This is a genomic window from Mumia sp. zg.B17, from assembly GCF_019550915.1.
Taxonomy (GTDB): domain Bacteria; phylum Actinomycetota; class Actinomycetes; order Propionibacteriales; family Nocardioidaceae; genus Mumia.
This window is the reverse complement of the sequence record NZ_JAHWCI010000002.1, coordinates 361,728-381,335: the sequence shown is the minus strand read 5'-3', so window position 1 is coordinate 381,335 and position 19,608 is coordinate 361,728. Positions and strand designations below refer to the sequence as shown.

At 70.9% G+C, this 19,608-nt stretch carries 13 protein-coding genes; 5 read left to right on the top strand and 8 right to left on the bottom strand.

Translation table 11 applies throughout. The annotated features are described in order from the left end of the window. Positions 1-19: 19 nt before the first annotated feature. The 3 genes from KV097_RS03095 to KV097_RS03085 form a co-directional block, all read right to left on the bottom strand. Positions 20-3,010, bottom strand: a complete 2,991-nt coding sequence (locus KV097_RS03095; RefSeq protein WP_220365049.1) for a M14 family metallopeptidase — start codon at positions 3,008-3,010, stop codon at positions 20-22. Positions 3,011-3,134: 124 nt separating this feature from the next. Next, positions 3,135-3,896 (bottom strand): CPBP family intramembrane glutamic endopeptidase, encoded by a 762-nt coding sequence (locus KV097_RS19635; RefSeq protein WP_220345208.1) that lies wholly within the window; start codon positions 3,894-3,896, stop codon positions 3,135-3,137. Then, positions 3,893-4,813, bottom strand: coding sequence for an NAD(P)H-binding protein (locus KV097_RS03085; protein WP_220365048.1), 921 nt, complete (start codon positions 4,811-4,813; stop codon positions 3,893-3,895). Before KV097_RS03085 ends, KV097_RS19635 begins: the two co-directional genes overlap by 4 nt. Positions 4,814-5,013: 200 nt before the next feature. Here KV097_RS03085 and KV097_RS03080 point away from each other — a divergent pair, with 200 nt between their 5' ends. Genes KV097_RS03080 through KV097_RS03065 form a run of 4 tightly spaced genes read left to right on the top strand, consistent with a single transcriptional unit; the run spans position 5,014 to position 9,851 of the window. Further along, on the top strand, positions 5,014-5,844 hold the full coding sequence (locus tag KV097_RS03080) for a transporter substrate-binding domain-containing protein (protein WP_220345210.1): 831 nt from the start codon (positions 5,014-5,016) through the stop codon (positions 5,842-5,844). A gap of 42 nt (positions 5,845-5,886) precedes the next feature. Beyond that, the gene (locus tag KV097_RS03075) at positions 5,887-6,708 is read left to right on the top strand and encodes an amino acid ABC transporter permease (protein ID WP_220345211.1); all 822 of its coding nucleotides are present in this window, start codon (positions 5,887-5,889) and stop codon (positions 6,706-6,708) included. Then, the gene (locus tag KV097_RS03070; protein ID WP_220341849.1) at positions 6,708-7,466 is read left to right on the top strand and encodes an amino acid ABC transporter ATP-binding protein; all 759 of its coding nucleotides are present in this window, start codon (positions 6,708-6,710) and stop codon (positions 7,464-7,466) included. The genes KV097_RS03075 and KV097_RS03070 overlap by 1 nt, the downstream gene beginning before the upstream one ends. Positions 7,467-7,511: 45 nt before the next feature. Then, positions 7,512-9,851 (top strand): hypothetical protein, encoded by a 2,340-nt coding sequence (locus KV097_RS03065; RefSeq protein WP_220365047.1) that lies wholly within the window; start codon positions 7,512-7,514, stop codon positions 9,849-9,851. Between the two features lie 57 nt (positions 9,852-9,908). On the opposite strand, the gene KV097_RS03060 is transcribed toward KV097_RS03065, so the two are convergent. Next, positions 9,909-14,684 carry an NAD-glutamate dehydrogenase gene (locus KV097_RS03060; RefSeq protein ID WP_255559068.1) on the bottom strand — a complete coding sequence of 1,592 codons (4,776 nt, stop codon included), beginning with the start codon at positions 14,682-14,684 and terminating at the stop codon, positions 9,909-9,911. Positions 14,685-14,769: 85 nt separating this feature from the next. Here KV097_RS03060 and KV097_RS03055 point away from each other — a divergent pair, with 85 nt between their 5' ends. After that, positions 14,770-15,267, top strand: a complete 498-nt coding sequence (locus tag KV097_RS03055) for a DUF2505 domain-containing protein (RefSeq protein WP_220365046.1) — start codon at positions 14,770-14,772, stop codon at positions 15,265-15,267. 25 nt (positions 15,268-15,292) lie between these two features. Here the strand turns inward: KV097_RS03055 and KV097_RS03050 are convergent, their stop codons facing one another. The 4 genes from KV097_RS03050 to KV097_RS03035 are packed head-to-tail and all read right to left on the bottom strand — an operon-like array spanning position 15,293 to position 19,606. Beyond that, positions 15,293-16,402, bottom strand: a complete 1,110-nt coding sequence (locus KV097_RS03050) for a glycerate kinase (protein WP_220365045.1) — start codon at positions 16,400-16,402, stop codon at positions 15,293-15,295. Continuing rightward, entirely contained in the window at positions 16,399-17,295 is an 897-nt protein-coding gene (locus KV097_RS03045; protein ID WP_220365044.1) for a sugar phosphate isomerase/epimerase, read from the bottom strand. Before KV097_RS03045 ends, KV097_RS03050 begins: the two co-directional genes overlap by 4 nt. Beyond that, entirely contained in the window at positions 17,292-18,461 is a 1,170-nt protein-coding gene (locus KV097_RS03040) for a dihydrodipicolinate synthase family protein (RefSeq protein ID WP_220365043.1), read from the bottom strand. Before KV097_RS03040 ends, KV097_RS03045 begins: the two co-directional genes overlap by 4 nt. After that, the gene (locus KV097_RS03035; protein WP_220365042.1) at positions 18,458-19,606 is read right to left on the bottom strand and encodes a Gfo/Idh/MocA family protein; all 1,149 of its coding nucleotides are present in this window, start codon (positions 19,604-19,606) and stop codon (positions 18,458-18,460) included. The genes KV097_RS03040 and KV097_RS03035 overlap by 4 nt, the downstream gene beginning before the upstream one ends. Positions 19,607-19,608: the final 2 nt, after the last annotated feature.

The window sequence follows — 19,608 nt, the reverse complement described above, 5'->3', positions numbered from 1 at the left end:
CGGCCCGTCCCCGTGACGATCAGCCTCGCGGTCCCGCCTTCACCTGCACGGTCACCGGACCCGAGGCCGAGGCGTCGAAGCCCGACCCTGCCTTCGGCGTGTACGAGGCTGTGAGCACGTGGGTGCCCGGACGCAGACCCCGCAGGGTCAGCACTGCCGTGCCGTCGCGCCGGACGCGTGCCGTGCCCAGCAGCGACCGGCCCTCGCGGACCTGGACGACGCCCCTCGGCGTGCCCGCTGCTGCCGGATCGTCCGCCGTCACCGACACCTCGAGCTCGACCGAGCCCGGGCGGGAACGGCCGACCTCGAGCGTGGTCGACGTGGCGACCGGCGCCGCGACACCCTCACCCTCTGGTGCCGCCCAGAACAGGCCGCGCGCGGCCTGGCTCTGACCGCCCTTGGGGTGGGTACGGAAGAACACCGACGTCCCGAAGACGAGCGCCTTCGCACCCGACTCCGCCTCCGCCGACACCACCGCGGGCTGACCCGCGGCATCCTCCGGCCCGTCGGGGTTCGTCCCGGTGTCACCACCTCGGCGCCAGTGGCCCGCGACCAGCGGGTTGCCCGTCGCGTACGACTGCTCGACCGTCGTCCCCGCCCCCAGCCCGGTGAACCAGGTGGCCGGATAGATGAACGAGTAGGGCTGCGCGTACGGCGCCAGGACCCCGTCGTCAGCGGTGTCCACCGCGACGATGCCGTTGCCGTTGCGGTTGCCGGTGACTGCGGTGCCGGTGACGAGACCGGCGCTCCTCGCGGTGTCGAACGCACCCGCGCCGCGGCCGACGATGCTGCCGCCACCGTCGACGTACGCCTGCAGCGCCGCAGCGCCGGCGGACTGCCCGGCGTTGAACGTCAGCGCCGACCCGAGCCAGAGCACGTCCACATCGTCGAGCACCGCGGGAGTCGCGGTGATCGTCGGCGCGCTCAGCGGCACGAGGTCGTCGAACCCGAGCTGGGTCAACGACAGCAGGTCGTCCTGGGACCCCGTGTAGCCCACGGTCAGGTCCTCCAGGCCCTTCGCGGCGCCCGTGCGGAGCTGGGCGACCTCGGACGCGGACGCCTCGGCGAAGTCGACGTCGAGCTCCTCGGCGACCTCCTCGACCGCGGCGTACGTCTCCTTGTCGGCACCGACGACGGCCGACCCGTCCGCGAGCTGTGAGGCGGCGATCCCGTCCTCGAGCAGGGCGTTGAGCGCCCGGAAGTCGTTGACGCCTGCGAGGTCGAAGGTCAGGTACGACCCGCGGTCCGGGACGTCACCGTCGACTGCTCCGGCGCCGGCGGCCGGGACCGTCCGAGGCAGTCGACCCTCGCCCGTCGTGCCGGCGGGCTCCACCGTGGCGCCCCACAGCAGACCCCAGCTCCAGGCCGAGATGTCGTACATGCTCGGGAACTTCGCCGAGATGTCGGTTCCTGGCGCGAGGAGAGCGTGAGCCAGGTTGCGCAGCGGCTGGTGCATGTCGACGACATAGGACCCGGCCGGGTACGCCGTGCCGTCGATCCTGGCCGTCCGCGCCAGCCGGTCGACCTCGATGCCGTGCAGCTGCAGACGGCTCACGAGCGTGCGCGCGTCGGTCAGCGACCGCTGCCCCTCGCCCACGGGGACGACGAACGCCCGCGGGTACGAGACCGCGTTCTGGTCGTCGGCCGCGTCCCACTCCGCCTTCCACTCCTGCGGACCCGGGACGTCGGCGATGTTCTCCGTGGTCAGCGCCGTACGCGGGGCTCCGACGTCGGCCCGGCGGAAGAACTCGATCTGGTCGTCGAGCATCGCCGCGTCGTTCGTGCCGACGTAGTCGACCAGGCTCTGCATCGTCTTCAGCGCCACCGCCGTGTTGACGACCGCGCTGGCCGGCGTCTGGCTGCTGCCGTTGGGACGCGACTTCGGCAGCTCCACCGTCGCCGTCACCGAGCCGGAGAAGGCGGCGTACTGCGCGGTGAAGACCGGCGGGAAGTCGTCCCACCCCGACGGGGTGTCGCGGTACGGGATCTTGATGTGCGCGTTCTCGGGGCCGGTGACCTCCGGGACGACCCGTCCGGTGGTCACGTCGTAGTAGGTGTTGCCGGGGATCGCGGCCCCGACGACGTCCTTCTCGACCTGGAGCGCCGCCGCGTAGGCGTGCGGGATGAACAGGTCGTACTCGTAGTCGTCACCGTGCGGCGGGCCGCAGGGCTCGATCTGGAGCACGCTCGTGTAGCCGTGGAAGTCGGCGGCGTACAGCGCCTGAACGGCCTGGGCGGTACGGATGAACGAGGTCGACTCCGGCGTGGTGTTGGTGATCATGTCGCGGTTGCCGTCGAGGTTGAGCGCGGTCGCCCGCTGCCCGATGGTGCGGCCGTCAGGGTTCAGAGCGAGGCTGAAGTAGAGCCGGTGCTCCGAGAGGAGGGACTTCACCTCGCTCCACGGGGCGGTCGCCAGCTCCTCGATGTACTGCAGGGCCGCGTCGGTGCCCTCCCACTCGTTGCCGTGGATGTTGGCGCTGATCCAGAGGGGGGTCTTGTAGTCCCGCTCGAGCCGCTTGTCCCGGGCCGCGGCCCTCGGCTCGTTCTTGATCTTCTCCCGCCACGCGGTCTGACGCCTGGTCTCGCTCCGGCTCTCCGGAGCCGTCACCGTGACCAGGTAGAGGTCACGACCCTGCGTCGACTGCCCGACGACCTGCGTGGAGACGCGGTCGGACGAGTCCATCAACGCGTTCAGCGTCGGCGCGATGTCGTCGAAGCGGACGAGGTTGCCGCTGTCGGACGCGTCGGTCTCGGCCTCGGGGAACACCCTCAGGTCCGGCTGCGTCGGGTACGACGACGGCATCGGCAGCGGGTCGCCGACCGTCGTGCGCCTCGCGGCGTTCCGGGCGGCCTTGGCGGTCAGCGACCCGGTCGCCGTCGGCTCCTTGGCCGAGCGCTGGTTGAACGGTGAGACGGGGAGTTCTTCGGCGACGGCTGACGGTGCCGTCAGGAGTGTCGTCGAGGCGAGCGCGAAGCTCGCGACGACACCCACCACACGTGACGTTCGCACTGGGAGTCCTCTCGGAGGGGACGGTCCGTCGTGGCGCACGCGACACGGCGGCGGAACCGTTCCGATCCTGCCCAAGATTCGACGAGCGGGGAACCCTTTGACGTCCTGTTAACCCCAGCCGCGATCACGAAACCCGGCGGAAACGCTGCTCGCGAAAGAGCGGCGGCAGATAGCGCAGCACCAGGGCGGACCAGGTCAGGTGGGTCAGCATCGGCGCCTGGATGCCGCCGGTCGCCCGCCGCTGGAGCCCGAAGAGCGTGCCCATGACGGCACCGGCGAGCACGAGCGAGGGGTTGCGCGACGACGCGGTCGTAGCGGTGTACGCGAGCGTCGACGCCAGCACGCCGCGCCGCTCCCCCACCGCCTCGTACAGGGCGCCGCGGAAGAACAGCTCCTCCGCCGCGCCGTTGGCCAGGGTCGTCAGCACCACGAGCGGAGCGCTGCCCTCCTCGGCGAAGCGCAGGACGCGGCGGACCGCGGCGTCGAGCACCGGGACGCGCTGGGCGACGAGTCCCCCGGCCACGAAGCAGCCGAAGGCACCGACCCCGGTCAGGACCGGCACCACGACCGGCCGCCGGCGGACGCCGTCCTGCATCTCGATCCAGCCCTGGTGCAGCGGTCCGGACGCCAGCGCACCGACTGTCCACGTCGCCGCCGTCGCCGCCGTGAGCGCATAGAACTGCGGAGAGTCGGGCTTGGTCTGGAGGGAGACGCCGAGCATCCCGGTCCCGGCCAGACAGCCGACCGCGACCGTACGGCGTCGCCGGCGCACGACCGCCTCGGGCTCGGGCGCATGGGACGGAACGGCGTACCCCAGACCTCGGGGCAGCACCGCACGGGTCCTGGCCCGGACGGCGCCGACCGCGGCACGCAGGGCCCCGGTCACGTCGGGTCCTCCTCCGCCTCCCGCTCGCGGGCCTGGGCGCGGGCACGCTCGGCGAGCGCGCGCAGGACGGCCTCGTCGTACGAGAGGGGCTCGAACGGCACCGCCTGGCGGATCGCGTCGTCGCGCACCACGACCTCGTTGACCATCGAGTCGACCAGCGAGCGCCCGGTGCGGGTGTCCACGTCGGTGACGAGGGCGAGCCAGCGCGACGAGAGTCCGGGACTCAGCAGCGGCACCGGCACGATGATCGGGTGACGTCCCTCGATCTCGGCGACCCGACGCATCATCGCCCCGTACGCGAGGACGTCGGGCCCGCCGATCTCGTACGCCCGGTCCGTGCCCTCGGGCAGGGTCAGGACCCCGACGAGATAGCGCACGACGTCGTCCACGGCGGTCGGCTGCGTCCGTGTGCTCACCCACCGCGGGGTGATCATCGCGGGCAGGTGCTCGACGAGCTGGCGCGTCATCTCCCAGGAGATGCCGCCGTGCCCGACGACGATGCCGGCCCGCAACGTCGTGACGGGGACACCGCCACCGGCCAGCAGGCCCTCGACCTGACGGCGGCTGCGCAGGTGGTCCGAGAGCTCGTCGGAGTCGTCCCCGAGCCCGCCGAGGTAGACGATGCGGCGCAGCCCGGCGTCACCGGCAGCCGCTCCGAACGCGGACGCCGCGTCGGCGTCGCGGCGGACGAAGTCGTCGGAGTCGAGGGAGTGGACGAGGTAGTACGCCGCGTCCACGTCGGAGAGGACGTCAGCGAGGGAGCCTGCGTCGTGGACGTCGCCGAACACCGCCCGCCCGACCCCGGCGTACCGGTCGGGATTCCGCGTCATCGCGACGACCTCGTGCCCGTCCGCCTCGAGGGCGGGCGCAAGTCGCCGCCCGATGAATCCCGTCGCTCCCGTCACGAGCACGCGCATCGAGTCCCCCGTCGCCGATCGCCCTGCGTCTGACCTTGCGTTCTCTCGATCATCCGTCACGGGGCGGGCGGCGTCAGGCCGGGCGGATCGCCGGCGACGTCCGCCGAGCCTCGGAGATTCCGCCGGGCCGTAACAATTCTGTGTTGTTCGTGTGGAACCATCCGTTCCGCATGATCCATCAAGCGCAAGGAGCACCACCGATGAAGGTCACCGGACGACGCCTGGGACGCGCAGCTGCTGCTGCCGCCGGGGCACTCGCTCTCACCGTGACGATGGTCGCCTGCGGCGGCGACGGAGACGACTCGGCCGCCGAGGTCGACGGCATCAAGCTGGTCTCGGCCGACACGCTCACCATCTGCACGAACATGCCCTACAAGCCCTTCCAGTACGAGGAGGGCGACGAGATCATCGGCTTCGACACCGACCTTCTGACGCTGGTCGCCGACGACATGGGGCTCAAGACCAAGATCGTCGACGTCGACTGGAACCAGGTCACGTCCGGTGCCGCGTTCAAGGCCGGCAAGTGCGACGTCGGCATGGGCGGCATGACGATCACCGACGAGCGCGCCAAGGCGATCGCGATCTCCGACCCGTACTTCGAGGCCACGCAGGCGCTCCTGGTCAAGGCCGACTCCGGCATCACCGGGCTCGACGACCTCAAGGGCAAGAAGCTGGGCGTCCAGGTCGACACCACCGGCCAGATCTACGCCGAGGACAACGCCGACAAGTTCGGCTACTCCATGCCTGCGTTCGACGACCTCTCGCTCGAGGTGACCGGGCTCCAGGCCGGCCGCGTCGACGCCGTCATCAACGACAACGGTGTCCTCTACGACTTCGTCAAGGACAACCCGGAGTTCGCCGTCGCCACCGAGTTCGACACCGGCGAGGAGTACGGCTTCGCCGCCGCGAAGGACGCCAACGGCGAGAAAATGATCGACAAGGTCAACGAGGTCCTCAAGGCTGCCGAGGAAGATGGCAAGTACGAGGAGATCTACAAGAAGTACTTCGGCGAGGCGCCCGCAAGCGAGTAATCTCGCCGTTCGCACCACGTCCGACCACCTCACAGGAGAGCGATGAGCACCCCCACGAAGGTGGCGACCCGACGTCCGCTGAGCCCGCGCAAGCGGGCTCAGCGGATCCGGTTCGTCCAGTACGCCGTCCTGATCGGGCTCGTCCTTGCGGCGATCTTCTTCGCCGACTGGAAGTCGATCGGTGACGCGTTCTTCAAGCCCGATCTGATCAAGGAAGCGATCACCGGCGGCTTGTGGGACGCGCTGTTCCACACGGTGATCTACACCGTCGGGGCGTTCGCCTTCGGGCTGGTGGTCGGCACGATCCTCGCCATCATGCGGCTGAGCGAGGTCGGCCCGTACCGCTGGCTCTCGACGGCCTACATCGAGTTCTTCCGCGGGCTTCCGGCGCTGATCGTGTTCCTCATCTTCTCGCTGCTGCCGCTGGCGTTCCCCGCCCTGCGGATCCCCTTCGACCCGTACGGCACCGTCTGGCTGGCGCTCGGCATCGTGGCGAGCGCCTACATGGCCGAGACCATCCGCGGCGGGATCCAGGCCGTCCCCAAGGGCCAGACCGAGGCCGCGCGCTCGCTCGGTATGACGTCGGGCCAGGCGATGCGCAAGGTCGTCCTGCCGCAGGCCTTCCGCACCATGCTTCCGCCGCTGACCAACGAGCTCATCCTGCTCGTCAAGGACTCCTCTCTGGTCTTCATCATCGGGCTCACCGCCGACCAGGCCGAGCTGACCAAGTTCGGTCGCGACATGTCGGTGACGTACGCGAACGTCACGCCGCTCGTCGTCGCAGGATTCGCGTACCTGATCATCACCCTCCCGCTGTCGGTGATCGTCCGACGCCTGGAGGCCTCTGCCGGGAAGGCCCGCTGATGCCCGAGACCCTCGTCGAGATCAAGGACCTGCACAAGTCGTTCGGCGACAACCACGTCCTCCGGGGCATCGACTTCACGGTCGGCACCGGCGAGGTGGTCTGCGTCATCGGCCCGTCCGGCTCCGGCAAGTCCACGCTCCTGCGCTGCGTCAACCTGCTCGAGCAGCCGAGCGCAGGCACGGTCCTCGTCGCGGGCGAGGACCTGACCGACCCCGACGGCAACATCGATGCCGCCCGGCGGCACGTCGGCATGGTGTTCCAGAGCTTCAACCTCTTCCCCCACCACACCGCCCTCAGCAACTGCATGGTCGCCCAGCAGACCGTGCTCAAGCGGGGCAAGAAGGACGCTCGCCGGATCGCTGAGAAGAACCTCGACCGCGTCGGACTGACCGACAAGCACGACGCCTACCCGGCCAAGCTCTCGGGCGGTCAGCAGCAGCGCGTCGCGATCGCGCGCGCCCTGTCGATGGAGCCCAACCTGATGCTCTTCGACGAGCCCACCTCGGCGCTCGACCCCGAGCTCGTCGGTGAGGTGCTCACGGTCATGCGCACGCTCGCCGAGGAGGGGATGACGATGCTCGTCGTGACCCACGAGATGGCGTTCGCCCGCGAGGTCGCCGACCGGGTCGTCTTCATGGACGGCGGGGTGATCGTCGAGCAGGGCATCCCCGAGCAGGTGATCGGCAGCCCGAAGGAGGCGCGGACCAAGGAGTTCCTCCGCCGCGTCCTGGACCCCACGCACGTGACTCCGAGCTGATTGAGGGATAGTCGGAGTCCCCACGACTGACCGGAGGATCTCGTCATGGCTGAGAAGCAGTCCGTCCTCGGCCGGGTCACCGCACTCGCGCAGGCCGACGTCCAGACGCTGATCGACGACTCCGCTGACCCCGAGCAGCTGTTCCTCGCGCTCGGGCGCGCGTTCGCGACGACGATCACCGAGGCGGAGGACGCTCTCGCCGTCGCGGTGGCGGCCAAGCGGTTGACCGAGCACGACCGTGCGGAGGACCGGCAGACCGCCGACGACTGGGGCGTCCACGCGGCGACCGCTGCCTATCACGCGGCTGAGCTGCGGGTCGAAGGCAACATGAGTGGCGCGGCGGTCTTCGACGGCCTCGCCCGTACGGCGCTGGAGCGGCAGCTCACGACCGAGCGGGCCGTCGCCGACGCCGCCGGCGTGGTCGCGGCGCTTGCGTCGTACGTCGAGCGGCTGCGCGAGCAGCTCGACCTCGCCAAGGAAGAGCTCGCCGTCCTCGAGGAGCGCCGCAACCTCCAGATCGGCCACCTCGAACCCGAGGACGGGCGCCTCCTCGACCCCGAGATCCCCCACGTCCTCGACCCCGACACCGAGCTGAGGGCGTTCGCGGAGAAGCTCCTGCGCGAGGACGAGCGGCAGACGTCCACGGTGGAGCAGCCTTCCTACCTCGACGGCCGTTACACCGAGACCGTGGCCCCCGCGCTGCGGCCCGAGGTCGAGCGCCGCCTCGAGCTCGTGCGTCCTGACGAGGGCGAGCTCGTCGCCGCACTGGCGATGCGGGCGTCCGCGGAGGCCGCACGCATCGCGGACGAGGCCGAGCGGATGGTCGCTCAGGCTCAGCAGCAGGCAGAGATCGAGGTTGACCAGGTCGAGGTGGCGGCTGAGCAGAAGGTCCTGCCCGAGCCTGCACCGGTGCCGGAGCAGCAGGCCGTGGCCGAGCCGGAACCCGAACCGGAGCCTGAGCCGCAGGTCGCGGCCGAACCGGAGCCTGAGCCGCAGGTCGCGGCCGAGCCGGAACCGGAGCCCGAGCCCGTCGACTCGCCCGTCGAGGCGGAAGCGGACCTGGAGCTGGAGCTGGAGGATGAAACGTTCATCGAGGGTGAGGTCGTCGCGCCCGTCGAGCTCGCCCGCCGGCGTCGCCTTGCGGAGCAGTCGCCGTCCTCCGAACTCCCGACGCACGACGACGTCGACCTCGGCCTCGGCCTCGACGGGGAGAGAAGCGTCGTCGTCGAGTCGGCCGCCCAGGAGCCTGCTGTCGAGCCCGTCGAGGCGGCGCCCGTCAGGCTGGAGTCTGAGGTGGACGACGACGCAGCCGGGCTGGCTCGCTCGGCCCAGGACGAGCCGGACGTGCAGGATCTCCACGACGAGACCGACGTCCGCGACGTCCACGACGAGACCCACGTCCGCGACGTCCACGACGAGACCCACGTCCGCGACGAGCCCGACGAGCAGGACCTCCAGGACGAGGCGGACCTCCGCAACGAGGGCGAGCCGAACGAGGAGGACGAGCAGGACCTCCACGACGAGACCGCCGCCCGCGACGAGCAGGCCCTCCACAGCGAGCAAGGCGAGCACGACGAGGACGAGCCGGCGGGGCGCTCGGCGTTCGACGACGAGCGGTCTCGGCCGGTCGGCGGCCGCCGGCGCGCAGACGTGCCGGTCAGAGGCCCCGACGACGACCTCGTCGCCCCTCCCGCCGACCACCCGCGCCGTGGCGATGCGCTGGGCGCCGCGCCGGAGGGTGACGACCACCGCGAGCCGCCGCCTTCTCCACGCTTCTCGTTGGGCCTGAACGGCACCTTGCCGCCCACCAACCCCTTCGCCGGCATCGCCGACGTCGACGCGGCGTACCGGCTCGCGCGGGCGCAGGAAGAGACGCAGTGGGACATGCCCGCCATCGTCGACGAGCCCCGTCCGACCGACCCGGCTGCACCCCCCGCCGGCCCGCACGCCGTCCACGGCCTGCCGGCGCCGGACGAGGACGAGCTCCCGACAACCGAGTACCCCGCGATCCGCTTCGACACCTTCGGTGGACCGGGGCCTGGACCGTTCGCTGCTTCGGCGCTCGCGGAGTCGGTGAACGAGCCGCCCGAACCGCGGGAGATCGGCCGGGACCACGATCCCGACATCGACGGGCGCGATGATCGGCCCTTCGTCCACGATCTGCCCGACAACGAGGACGACGTCCTCGCTCGCCGCCGAGCTCGACGCTCGCGGGACCCGCGGAGCCCTCGCGTACCGACCGCCTACGACCTCGCGTACGACCCGACCGAGGGTCCGAGCCACCCCAGCGTCAACGGGGCCGCGGGCACGCTCGACGACTCGGGCGACGCGCAGGTCTTCCCCCTGCGTCCGCGGGGCGACACCCCGCCCGACCAGCAGCGCTGACTCTCAGAGAACAGGGCCGGCACCTCCGCGCGGAGGTGCCGGCCCTGTTCGCGGCGCTCAAGTCAGGAGGGTCCGGACGACCCGGAGCCCCACGGAGAGCCGGGCGAGGTCGGGAGTGTCCTCTCCCCAGATCTCCTCGAGGGTCTCCTCGGCCCGCTTCAGGGTCACGGCCTCGGACGTGCCCCATGCGTCTACGCGGTCGTGCGGAGACAGCGCGTCGTCCGTCGTCGCGAGCACCTTGCGGACAAGCTGCCCCTGGACGCCCAGCAGGTCGTCACGCAGCGCGGCACGCGCCATCGACCGCCAACGGTCGTCGCGCGGCAGCGCCTGGATGCGGTGCGAGAGCCGGTCCAGACCGAGCTGTTCACCGAGCTCGGCGAACACCCGGGCGACGGTCGAGGCATCGACACCGGTCGAGAGGGCGATGTCGGCCATCTCGATCGCGCCGTACGCGGGTCCGAGCGCAGCGAACGCCTCGGCGTCGTGCGTGGCGACCCCCGCCTTCTCGAGCTTGTCGGCCCGATCGCGCCACCTGGCGTGCTCGCGCCCGACCAGGAGCTGCGGGAGGTCACGCAGCAGGTGCTGCACCGTCGTCCCGAAGTAGTCGACGCTCCCCTCCACGTCGTCGAACCGCCGGTGGTTCACCAGCCATCGGGACATCCGCTCGACGAGCGCCTGGAGCGCACCTCGCATCTGCTCCTGGACGTCGGCCGGCACCTGGTTGTCGAGGTCGGCGACCCGTTCGATCAGGGCACCCTCGCCGCAGATCTCCGCAGCGATCGACCGCGCGCGAGCGAGCTGGTCGGCTGACACCCCGGTCTCGCCCGAGAGCCGGTGGAAGTACGAGACACCACCACGGTTCACCATCTCGTTGACGATCGCCGTGACCACGATCTCGCGACGCAGCGGGTGCTCGGCCATGTCGCCGCGATAGGCGTGCTGGAGCGGCGTCGGGAAGTAGCGGAACAGGTGGGCTCGGTAGTACGGGTCGTCGGCGATGTCGGACGAGAGCAGCTCCGCCTCGAGCACGATCTTGGTGTACGCCAGCAGCACCGCGAGCTCCGGAGCCGTCAGACCGACACCTTGCGCGCGCCGGTCGGCGATCTGCTTCTCGTTGGGCAGGTACTCCAGAGCCCTGTCGAGGTAGCCGGCCCGCTCCAGCCGCGTCATCCAGCTCGCGTGAGCGTGCAGGAGGCTCACCGCGGCGTCGACCGAGCCCGCGAGCGACACGTTCTGCTCGTAGTTGTCGCGGAGGACGAGCCGTCCGACCTCGTCGGTCATGGAGGCGAGCAACGAGTCGCGCTCCTCCGACGAGAGCTCGCCCCGAGCAGCGGCCTGGTTGAGCAGGACCTTGATGTTGACCTCGTGGTCGCTGGTGTCGACGCCGGCGGAGTTGTCGATGAAGTCGGTGTTGATCCGGCCACCGGTCAGCGCGTACTCGATGCGGCCGCGCTGGGTGAGCCCCAGGTTGCCGCCCTCGCCCACGCACTTGCAGCGCAGCTCGTTGCCGTTGACACGGAGAGTGTTGTTGGCTTTGTCGCCGACGTCGGCGTGCGACTCCGTCGACGCCTTCACGTAGGTCCCGATCCCGCCGTTCCACAGCAGGTCGACCGGCGCCTTCAGGATGGCCCGCAGCAGCTCCGGCGGACTCAGGCTGGCCACGTCTTCCTCGATGCCGAGGACCACGCGCATCTGCGGGCTCACCGGCACCGACTTGGCGGCGCGGGGGAACACTCCTCCACCCTCGGAGATCAGGTCCTGGTCGTAGTCCGCCCAGCTCGAGCGGGGCATCGCGAAGAGCCGCTGGCGCTCGACGTAGGACCGTGCTGCGTCGGGATCGGGATCGATGAAGATGTGCCGGTGGTCGAACGCCGCCACCAGGCGGGTGTGCTCCGACAGGAGCATGCCGTTGCCGAAGACGTCCCCCGACATGTCGCCGATGCCGACGCAGGTGAAGTCCTCGCGCTGACAGTCCACGCCCATCTCACGGAAGTGGCGCTGCACCGACACCCACGCCCCGCGAGCGGTGATCCCCATCGCTTTGTGGTCATAGCCCACGGAACCGCCGGAGGCGAAGGCGTCCCCCAGCCAGTAGCCGTAGTCGGCCGAGATCTGGTTCGCGATGTCGGAGAACGTCGCGGTGCCCTTGTCGGCGGCGACGACCAGGTAGGTGTCGTCGCCGTCGTGCCGCACCACGTCCGGAGGGGGCACGGCACGGTCGCCCACCCGGTTGTCGGTCAGGTCCAGCATCGAGGAGATGAACGTCTTGTACGAGGCGATGCCCTCCGCCATCCACGCCTCGCGGTCGCTCACATCCGGCAGCCGCTTGCAGTAGAAGCCGCCCTTGGCCCCGACCGGGACGATGACCGCGTTCTTGACCATCTGCGCCTTGACCAGCCCCAGGACCTCTGTACGGAAGTCGTCGCGGCGGTCAGACCAGCGCAGACCGCCGCGGGCGACCGCACCGAAGCGCAGGTGCACGCCCTCGACACGCGGTGAGTAGCAGAAGATCTCGTGCGCGGGTCGCGGCTCGGGGAGGTCCGGGATCTCACGTGGCGCGAGCTTGAACGAGACGTACGACCGCGGGCGGCCGTCGGCGTCCCGCTGGTAGTAGCTGGTGCGTGCGGTGGCTCGGACCAACGTCCGGTACGACCGCAGGACGCGGTCGGCGTCGAGCCCTTCGACGGCCTCGAGCCGCTTGCGCAGGTCGCTCTCGACGTCCTCGGTGAGCCGCTCCCGGTCGGCGTCGTCGATCGCGGGGTCGAACCGGGTCTCGAACAGGGCGACGATCTGGCGGACGACGTCGGTCTCGGCCAGGAGGACGTTCTGCAGCGACTCCAGGCTGAACGGCGTCCCGGCCTGCTGCAGGTAGCGCGCGTACGCCCGCAGGACCACGACCTGACGCCACTCGAGCTCCGCGGCGAGAACGAGCCTGTTGAAGCCGTCGACCTCCGCCCGGTCCTCCCAGCAGGCGACGAACCCGTCGGTCAACCGCCTCAGACCGTCGTCGTCGGCGACCGTGCGCGAGCGCGCGCGGAACCAGTAGACCCAGACCGGCTCCGGAGTGGCGAGACGGTAGGGCCGTTCGTCGATGATGTCGACGCCGTGCGAGGCGAAGACGGGGAGAACGTCGGTCAGTGCCGCAGGCTCCCGGGTGTAGAGACGCAGACGCAGCGCGTGCTCGTCGTCGACGGCGGGGTCGGGCTCCACGGTGAGCCTGACGCGGTCGTCACCGTCGAGGAGCGCTCGCGCGGAGAGGATGTCGTCGACCGCGCTCGCAGCGCTGATGTCCTCCTTGTAGCCGGCCGGGAACGCGCCGCGAAAGTCGGCCAGCTGCGCGGTCGCGGCCGCCTTGCCGAAGCGGACCTCCATCGCCTCACCGACGGCGTCGCTCCACGAGCGCACCGCCTCCGCGATCTCGGTCTGGAGCTCGGCGGGCTCCACCTTGCCGAGCGTCGCCCCCGGCCTCGGGCGTACGACGAGATGGACCCGGGCCAGCTGTGACTCGCTCACCCAGACGCTGTAGTCGATCATCGGGTCCCCACCGACCCGGGCTGCGACCATCTTCTCGATCGTGAGCCGTGCACCGGTCGTGTAGCGGTCACGCGGCAGATAGACCAGGCACGACAGGAACCGGTCGTACGAATCGCGACGGACGAAGAGCTGGACGTGCCGGCGCTCCTGCAGGTGGATCAGGGCCTCGGCGATCTCGGCCAACCCATCGACCGGTGTCTGGAAGAGCTCGTCACGGGGGTAGGTCTCGAGAAGGTCGAGGATCTCCTTCGCCGCGTGGCTGTCGGCGTCATAGCCGAGGCCCGAGATCACCTGCTCCACCTTGCGGTCGAGGATCGGGATGCGGGTGATGCTCCCGGTGTAGGCCGAGGACGCGAACAGCCCGAGGAACCGTCGCTCACCCACCACCTCACCGGAGGCGTCGAACGACTTGATGCCGATGTAGTCCAGGTAGCTGTTGCGGTGCACGGTCGAGCGCGAGTTGGCCTTCGTGATGACGAGGACCGTCTTGTCGCGCGCACGCGCGCGCGAGCGCGTGGGCAGCGGGCTCCGCGAGGCCGTGTCCTTGCGCCCGCCACGCAGGATCCCGAGCCCGCTCGTCGGGACGGTCCGCAGACGCTCCTCGCCGACGTCACCCTCGAGGTCGTATTCCCGGTAGCCGAGGAAGGTGAAGTTGTCGTCGGCGAGCCAGGCGAGCAGCTGCGCCGCCTCTGCGGACTCGTCGGCCACGATCCCCGCCGGCGGGTCGGACCGGAGCTCGGCGACGATCTCCAGCGCCCGGGAGCGCATGGGAGCCCAGTCGTCGTTGACCAGCGCGACGTCCTCGAGGACGCGGCGCACACCCTCGGCGATCGCCTCGGCCGCCTCAGCCCGGCCTCGGTGGTCGATCTCGAAGTACATCCACGACTCACGGGTCGCGTGCGGCTCGCCGGTCGATCCGGCCACACGGGCCGAGACCAGCTCTCCGTCCTCGTCACGCACCACGTCGAGCTGAGGGTGGACCAGCCAGTCCACCCCGAACCCGGCCGTGGACAGGTAGGCGATGGTGGAGTCGACCAGGAAGGCCCGGTCGTCGGTCACCACCTGCAGGACCAGGCGTCCTCGCGCGTCCCACCCGTCCTCGTCGACGGTCGGCTCCCAGACGCGCAGCAACGTCTCGCCGGGCTCACGGACACGCGCCAGCTCGGCATGGCTGAGGACGGCGCCGCGCAGGGCGTCGAGCGACCGTTCCTCCCGCTCGGCAGACGGGACGTGCTGGTAGTAGGCCTCGACCAGCACCTTGGCGACGTCGGCGGACAGCTCGCCTTCCTCGACGGACAAGATCCAACTCCTTCGGGTTCACATCGTTGTGACTCTCTGCACACTACTTCCCTGCCTTCGAGAGGCCGCCTGCCATGATGGCCCGATGAAGCTGCACGAGATCTCCGAGTACCCCGGCGCCACCCCCGACCAGGTCTTCGCGATCATCCGCGACGACGACTTCCGCGCGCAGGTCTGCGAGAAGATCCACGCCCTGGCGTACGAGGTGACGGTGGACGACGACGGCGATCAGGTCCGGGTCCGCATCGATCGGACCATGCCGGCGGAGATGCCCGACTTCGTCAAGAAGCTGACCGGCGAGACGGTCGAGGTGCGCCAGGTCGAGGAGTGGGGACCCCCCGCTGCCGACGGCGCCCGTCGCGGGACGGTCCGTCTCACGATCAAGGGCCAGCCGGCGACGATGAACGGGACCACGGCCATCCGGGCGACCCCCGACGGGTCGGAGCTCGTCGTGGAGGGCGACGTCAAGGTCGCGATCCCGCTGATCGGCCGCAGGATCGAGCCCGAGGTCGCGAAGGCCATCACGGCGGCCCTGCGCGTGGAGTCCTCTCAGGGCCGGGCGAGGATCGCCGCCGAGGCCTGACCCGCGGTCGCGCGTCACCGGTCTCTCAGACACCGATCCACGCGGCGATCGCCGCGGCCCCGGCGCGCTGAAGCAGAGCGGGCGCCTCGGCGATGCAGCGTTCGAGGTCGGCCTCGAGCTCCTGGAGCGCGTGGACGCCCGCGAATCCTGCCTGCCGAGCCTGCGTCTCGGACAGCGTCGTCCGACCGCAGACCACGACCACGGGAACGCCCTGGCGCGCGGCCCTCGCCGCCACGACGGCGGGGGCCTTGCCGCGCAGCGTCTGCTCGTCGAACGACCCCTCCCCCGTGACGACGAGGTCGGTACCGGCCAGAGCGGCGTCGAGACCCACGAGGTCGAGGACGAGCTCCGCCCCCGAGCGGGTCTCCGCACCCAGGACCGACAGCGCGGCGAAGCCCACACCACCCGCGGCGCCCGCGCCGGGCACCTGGCGCAGGTCCCGTCCCGTGACCGATGCCACGACGTCGGCCCACCGGGAGAGGCCCCGGTCGAGCAGCTCGATCTGCCCCGGGCGCGCGCCCTTCTGCGGCGCGTAGACGGCGGCAGCACCGTGCGGGCCGGTCAGCGGGTTGTCGACGTCGCAGGCGACCACGAGGGTGGTCCCGCCGAGCCGGAGACCGTCGAGATCGACCGACGCCACCTCGGCCAATCCGACCCCACCCTCGGGCACGAGGGCCCCCTCGCTGTCGAGCAGGCGCGCACCGAGCGCACTGAGCATCCCCGCGCCGCCGTCGGTGGAGGCGCTGCCGCCGATGCCGACGACGACCTGGGACGCGCCGTCGGCGATCGCCGCCGCGACGGCCTCGCCGAGGCCACGCGAGCTCGCCGTCATCGGCGCGGGCGGGCCGTCGAGGCGCACCAGCCCGCAGGCGTCGGCCATCTCGACCACCGCCTGGTCGCCCCGACGCGCGATCGTGGTCGACACCGGCGTGCCGGTCGGGCCCGCGACGGTGACCGGCACGGGCCGCCAGCCGCTTGCCAGCGCGGCCGCCACGGTCCCGTCGCCGCCATCGGCAACGGGCAGCTCGACGACCTCCACGTCCGACCGTCGCATCCCCCGTGCCAGTGCTGCCGCGACACCGGCAGCGTCGAGCGAGCCCTTGAACTTGTCGGGTGCGACGACGACTCGTGTCACAGGTACGGCTCGACGAGCTCGACGTAGCGGCGCACCGTGGTCGCGACGACCTCGTCACCGTCGGCGGCCCAGACGTCGGCGTTGAAGATCTCCACCTCCACGTCTCCGGCGTAGCCAGCAGCGGCGACGGCCCGCGTGAACGCCGCGAAGTCGACGTGTCCGTCGCCCATCATCCCGCGCCCCAGGAGGTTGTCGGCCGGGACCGGGGTGATCCAGTCGCACACCTGATAGGAGACGATCCGGTCCCCGGCGCGCTCGATCTGCTCGGTGACGCCGGGCTCCCACCAGAGGTGGTAGGTGTCGACGACGACACCGACCTGCTCCACCGGGTGCTCCTCGGCGATGTCGAGCGCCTGGCGCAGCGACGAGACCACTCCGCGGTCAGCCGCGAAGATCGGGTTCATCGGCTCGATGCCGAGCCGGACGCCGCGCTCCCCCGCGTACGGCGCCAGCCGGGCGATCGCCTCGGTCGCCCTCTCCCGCGCGCCGGCGAGGTCCTTGCTGCCCTCGGGCAGCCCTCCCGGCACGAGGACGAGGGTCGGGGCTCCCAGTGCGGCTGCCTCGTCGACTGCGGCCACGTTGTCGGCGTGCGCGGTCTCGCGCGCCTGCGGCTCCTCGGCGGTGAAGAAGCCCCCGCGGCACAGCGACGACACCCGCAAGCCGCTGTCGGCGACCCAGCGGGCGACGGTCGCGAGCCCGACGTCGGCCACCGGCTCCCGCCACAGCCCGACGGCGCCGAGGCCGGCGGACCGGGCCCCGTCCAGAGCCTCACGCACGGACCACTGCGCCGTCGTGCGCTGGTTGAGGGACAGCCGCGCGAGCCGCGGGTCACCCGGAGCCGGGGTGTCGAACCGCGCGGCCCGCCCGCTCGGTACGTCGAGGAACGCCGTCATCGACGAGCTCCGGCGGTCTCGAGCAGCAGGTTGAGGCGGTACGCGGCGAGGTCGGGGTCGGGGAGCAGCCGAGCCTCGTTGGCCAGCGCGAACACCTCAGCGAGATGGACGACGCTGCGGGCCGACTGCAGGCCGGAGACCATCGAGAACCCGGGCTGGTGACCCGAGAGCCACGCCAGGAACGCGATCCCCGTCTTGTAGTAGTACGTCGGGTTGCTGAAGAGGTGCCGTGACAGCGCGAGCGTCGAGGCCATCTCGGCGTCGTACGTCGCGAGGTCGCCGTCGTCGAGGGCGCTCAAAGCCGCGGACGCCGCCGGCGCGACGGCCGCGAAGGCGCCAAGGAGGGCGTCGGAGTGGTGGGTTCCGTCACCGCGGATCAGCTCGGGGTAGTGGAAGTCGTCACCGGTGTAGAGGCGCACTCCCTCCGGGAGCGCCGACCTCAGCGCGACCTCGTGGTCGGCGGACAGGAGCGACACCTTGACTCCGTCGATGCGATCGGCGTGGTCGGTGACGAGCTGCACGAACGTCGCCGTCGCCGCGTCGACGTCGCTCGATCCCCAGTATCCGGCGAGCTGCGGGTCGAACGCCTCACCGAGCCAGTGCAGGATCACCGGTCCGCCGACCTGACGAAGCACGACGTCGTACACGGTCAGGTAGTCCTCGGGCGAGCGCGCGACCGCGGCCAGGTGGCGCGAGGCCATGACGATCACCTGTGACCCGGCCCTCTCGATGGCCGCGACCTGCTCCAGATAGGCGTCGGTGACCTCGCCGAGCGTCCGGAGGACGCTGCGGTGGTCGGTGCCGGCCCCGGAGGCGATCCGCGCACCGGCCTCGTGCGCCTGCTCAGCGCTGCGGGTGACCAGCTCGACGACCGCCGGCCAGTCGAGTCCCATGTTGCGCTGCGCGGTGTCCATCGCCTCGGCGACACCCATCCCGTACCGGAAGAGGTGCCGCCGGAACGCGAGCGTGGACTCCCAGTCGATCGCGGCGGGGGCCCCCGGGACGTTGTCGCCGTACGGGTCGGCGACGACGTGCGCCGCTGCGAAGACCGCGCGGCTGCGGTACGGCGCCGGGTGCTCCGGCCACGCCCGCGGCGCCCGGAGCTCGACCCCCTGCCAGCTGCCGTCGGCCCGCGGGAGAGCCACGGTGTCGCGTGTGGCCGTCATGCGATCTCCGCGACGTCGACCGTACGACCTGCCTGCGACGACTCGAGGGCCGCGTCGACGAGCTGAAGCCCGCGGACGCCCGACCACAGGTCGTGGCGGTGCGGACGTCCCGCGTGCCAGTCCAGGAGGAACTCCTCCCACTGCGCGCGGAAGCCGTTCGCGAACTCCTCGTTGTCGGGCACGTCGGCCCACTGGTCACGGAAGACCTCGTCGGTGGGGAGGTCGGGGTTCCACACCGGCTTCGGCGTCTGCACCCGCGACTGCACCTTGCAGCCGAACAGCCCGGCGACAGCCGAGCCGTCGGTGCCGTCGACCTGGAACTCCACGAGCTCGTCTCGGTGCACGCGGACCGCCCACGAGGAGTTGATCTGGGCGATGATCCCGCCCTCGAGCTCGAAGATCCCGTACGCCGCGTCGTCCGCGGTCGCCTCGTACGGCTCGCCCTTCTCGTCCCACCGCTGCGGGATGTGCGTGACGGCCCGCGTGGTCACCGAGCGGACGCGTCCGAGGATGTTCTCGAGCACGTAGTTCCAGTGGCAGTACATGTCGAGGACCATGCCGCCGCCGTCCTCGGCCCGGTAGTTCCAGCTCGGCCGCTGCGCCGCGATCAGGTCGCCCTCGAACACCCAGTAGCCGAACTCCCCGCGGACCGACAGGATCCGACCGAAGTAGCCCGCGTCGACCAGTCGCCGGAGCTTGAGCAGGCCCGGCAGATAGAGCTTGTCGTGGACGACACCGTTCAGGACCCCGGCGGCGTCGGCGGCGCGGGCGATCTCCACCCCTTCGCCCACCGTCTGCGCGATCGGCTTCTCAGTGTAAATCGCCTTGCCGGCCGTGATCGCCTTCAGCAGCGACTTCTTGCGCTCTGACGTGACGAGCGCGTCGAAGTAGATCGGGGCACTCTGGTCGGCCAGCGCCTCGTCGACGTCCACCGTCCACTCCGCGATGCCGTGCCGGTCCGCCAGCTCGGCGAGCTTGTCGGCGCTACGGCCGACGAGGACCGGCTCGACCTGGAGACGGCCGCCGTCGGGCAGCTCGACTCCGCCCTCATCCCGGATCGAGAGGATCGACCGGAGGAGGTGCTGCCGATATCCCATCCGGCCGGTGACGCCGTTCATGATGATGCGGACGTTCTGCGATGCCATCG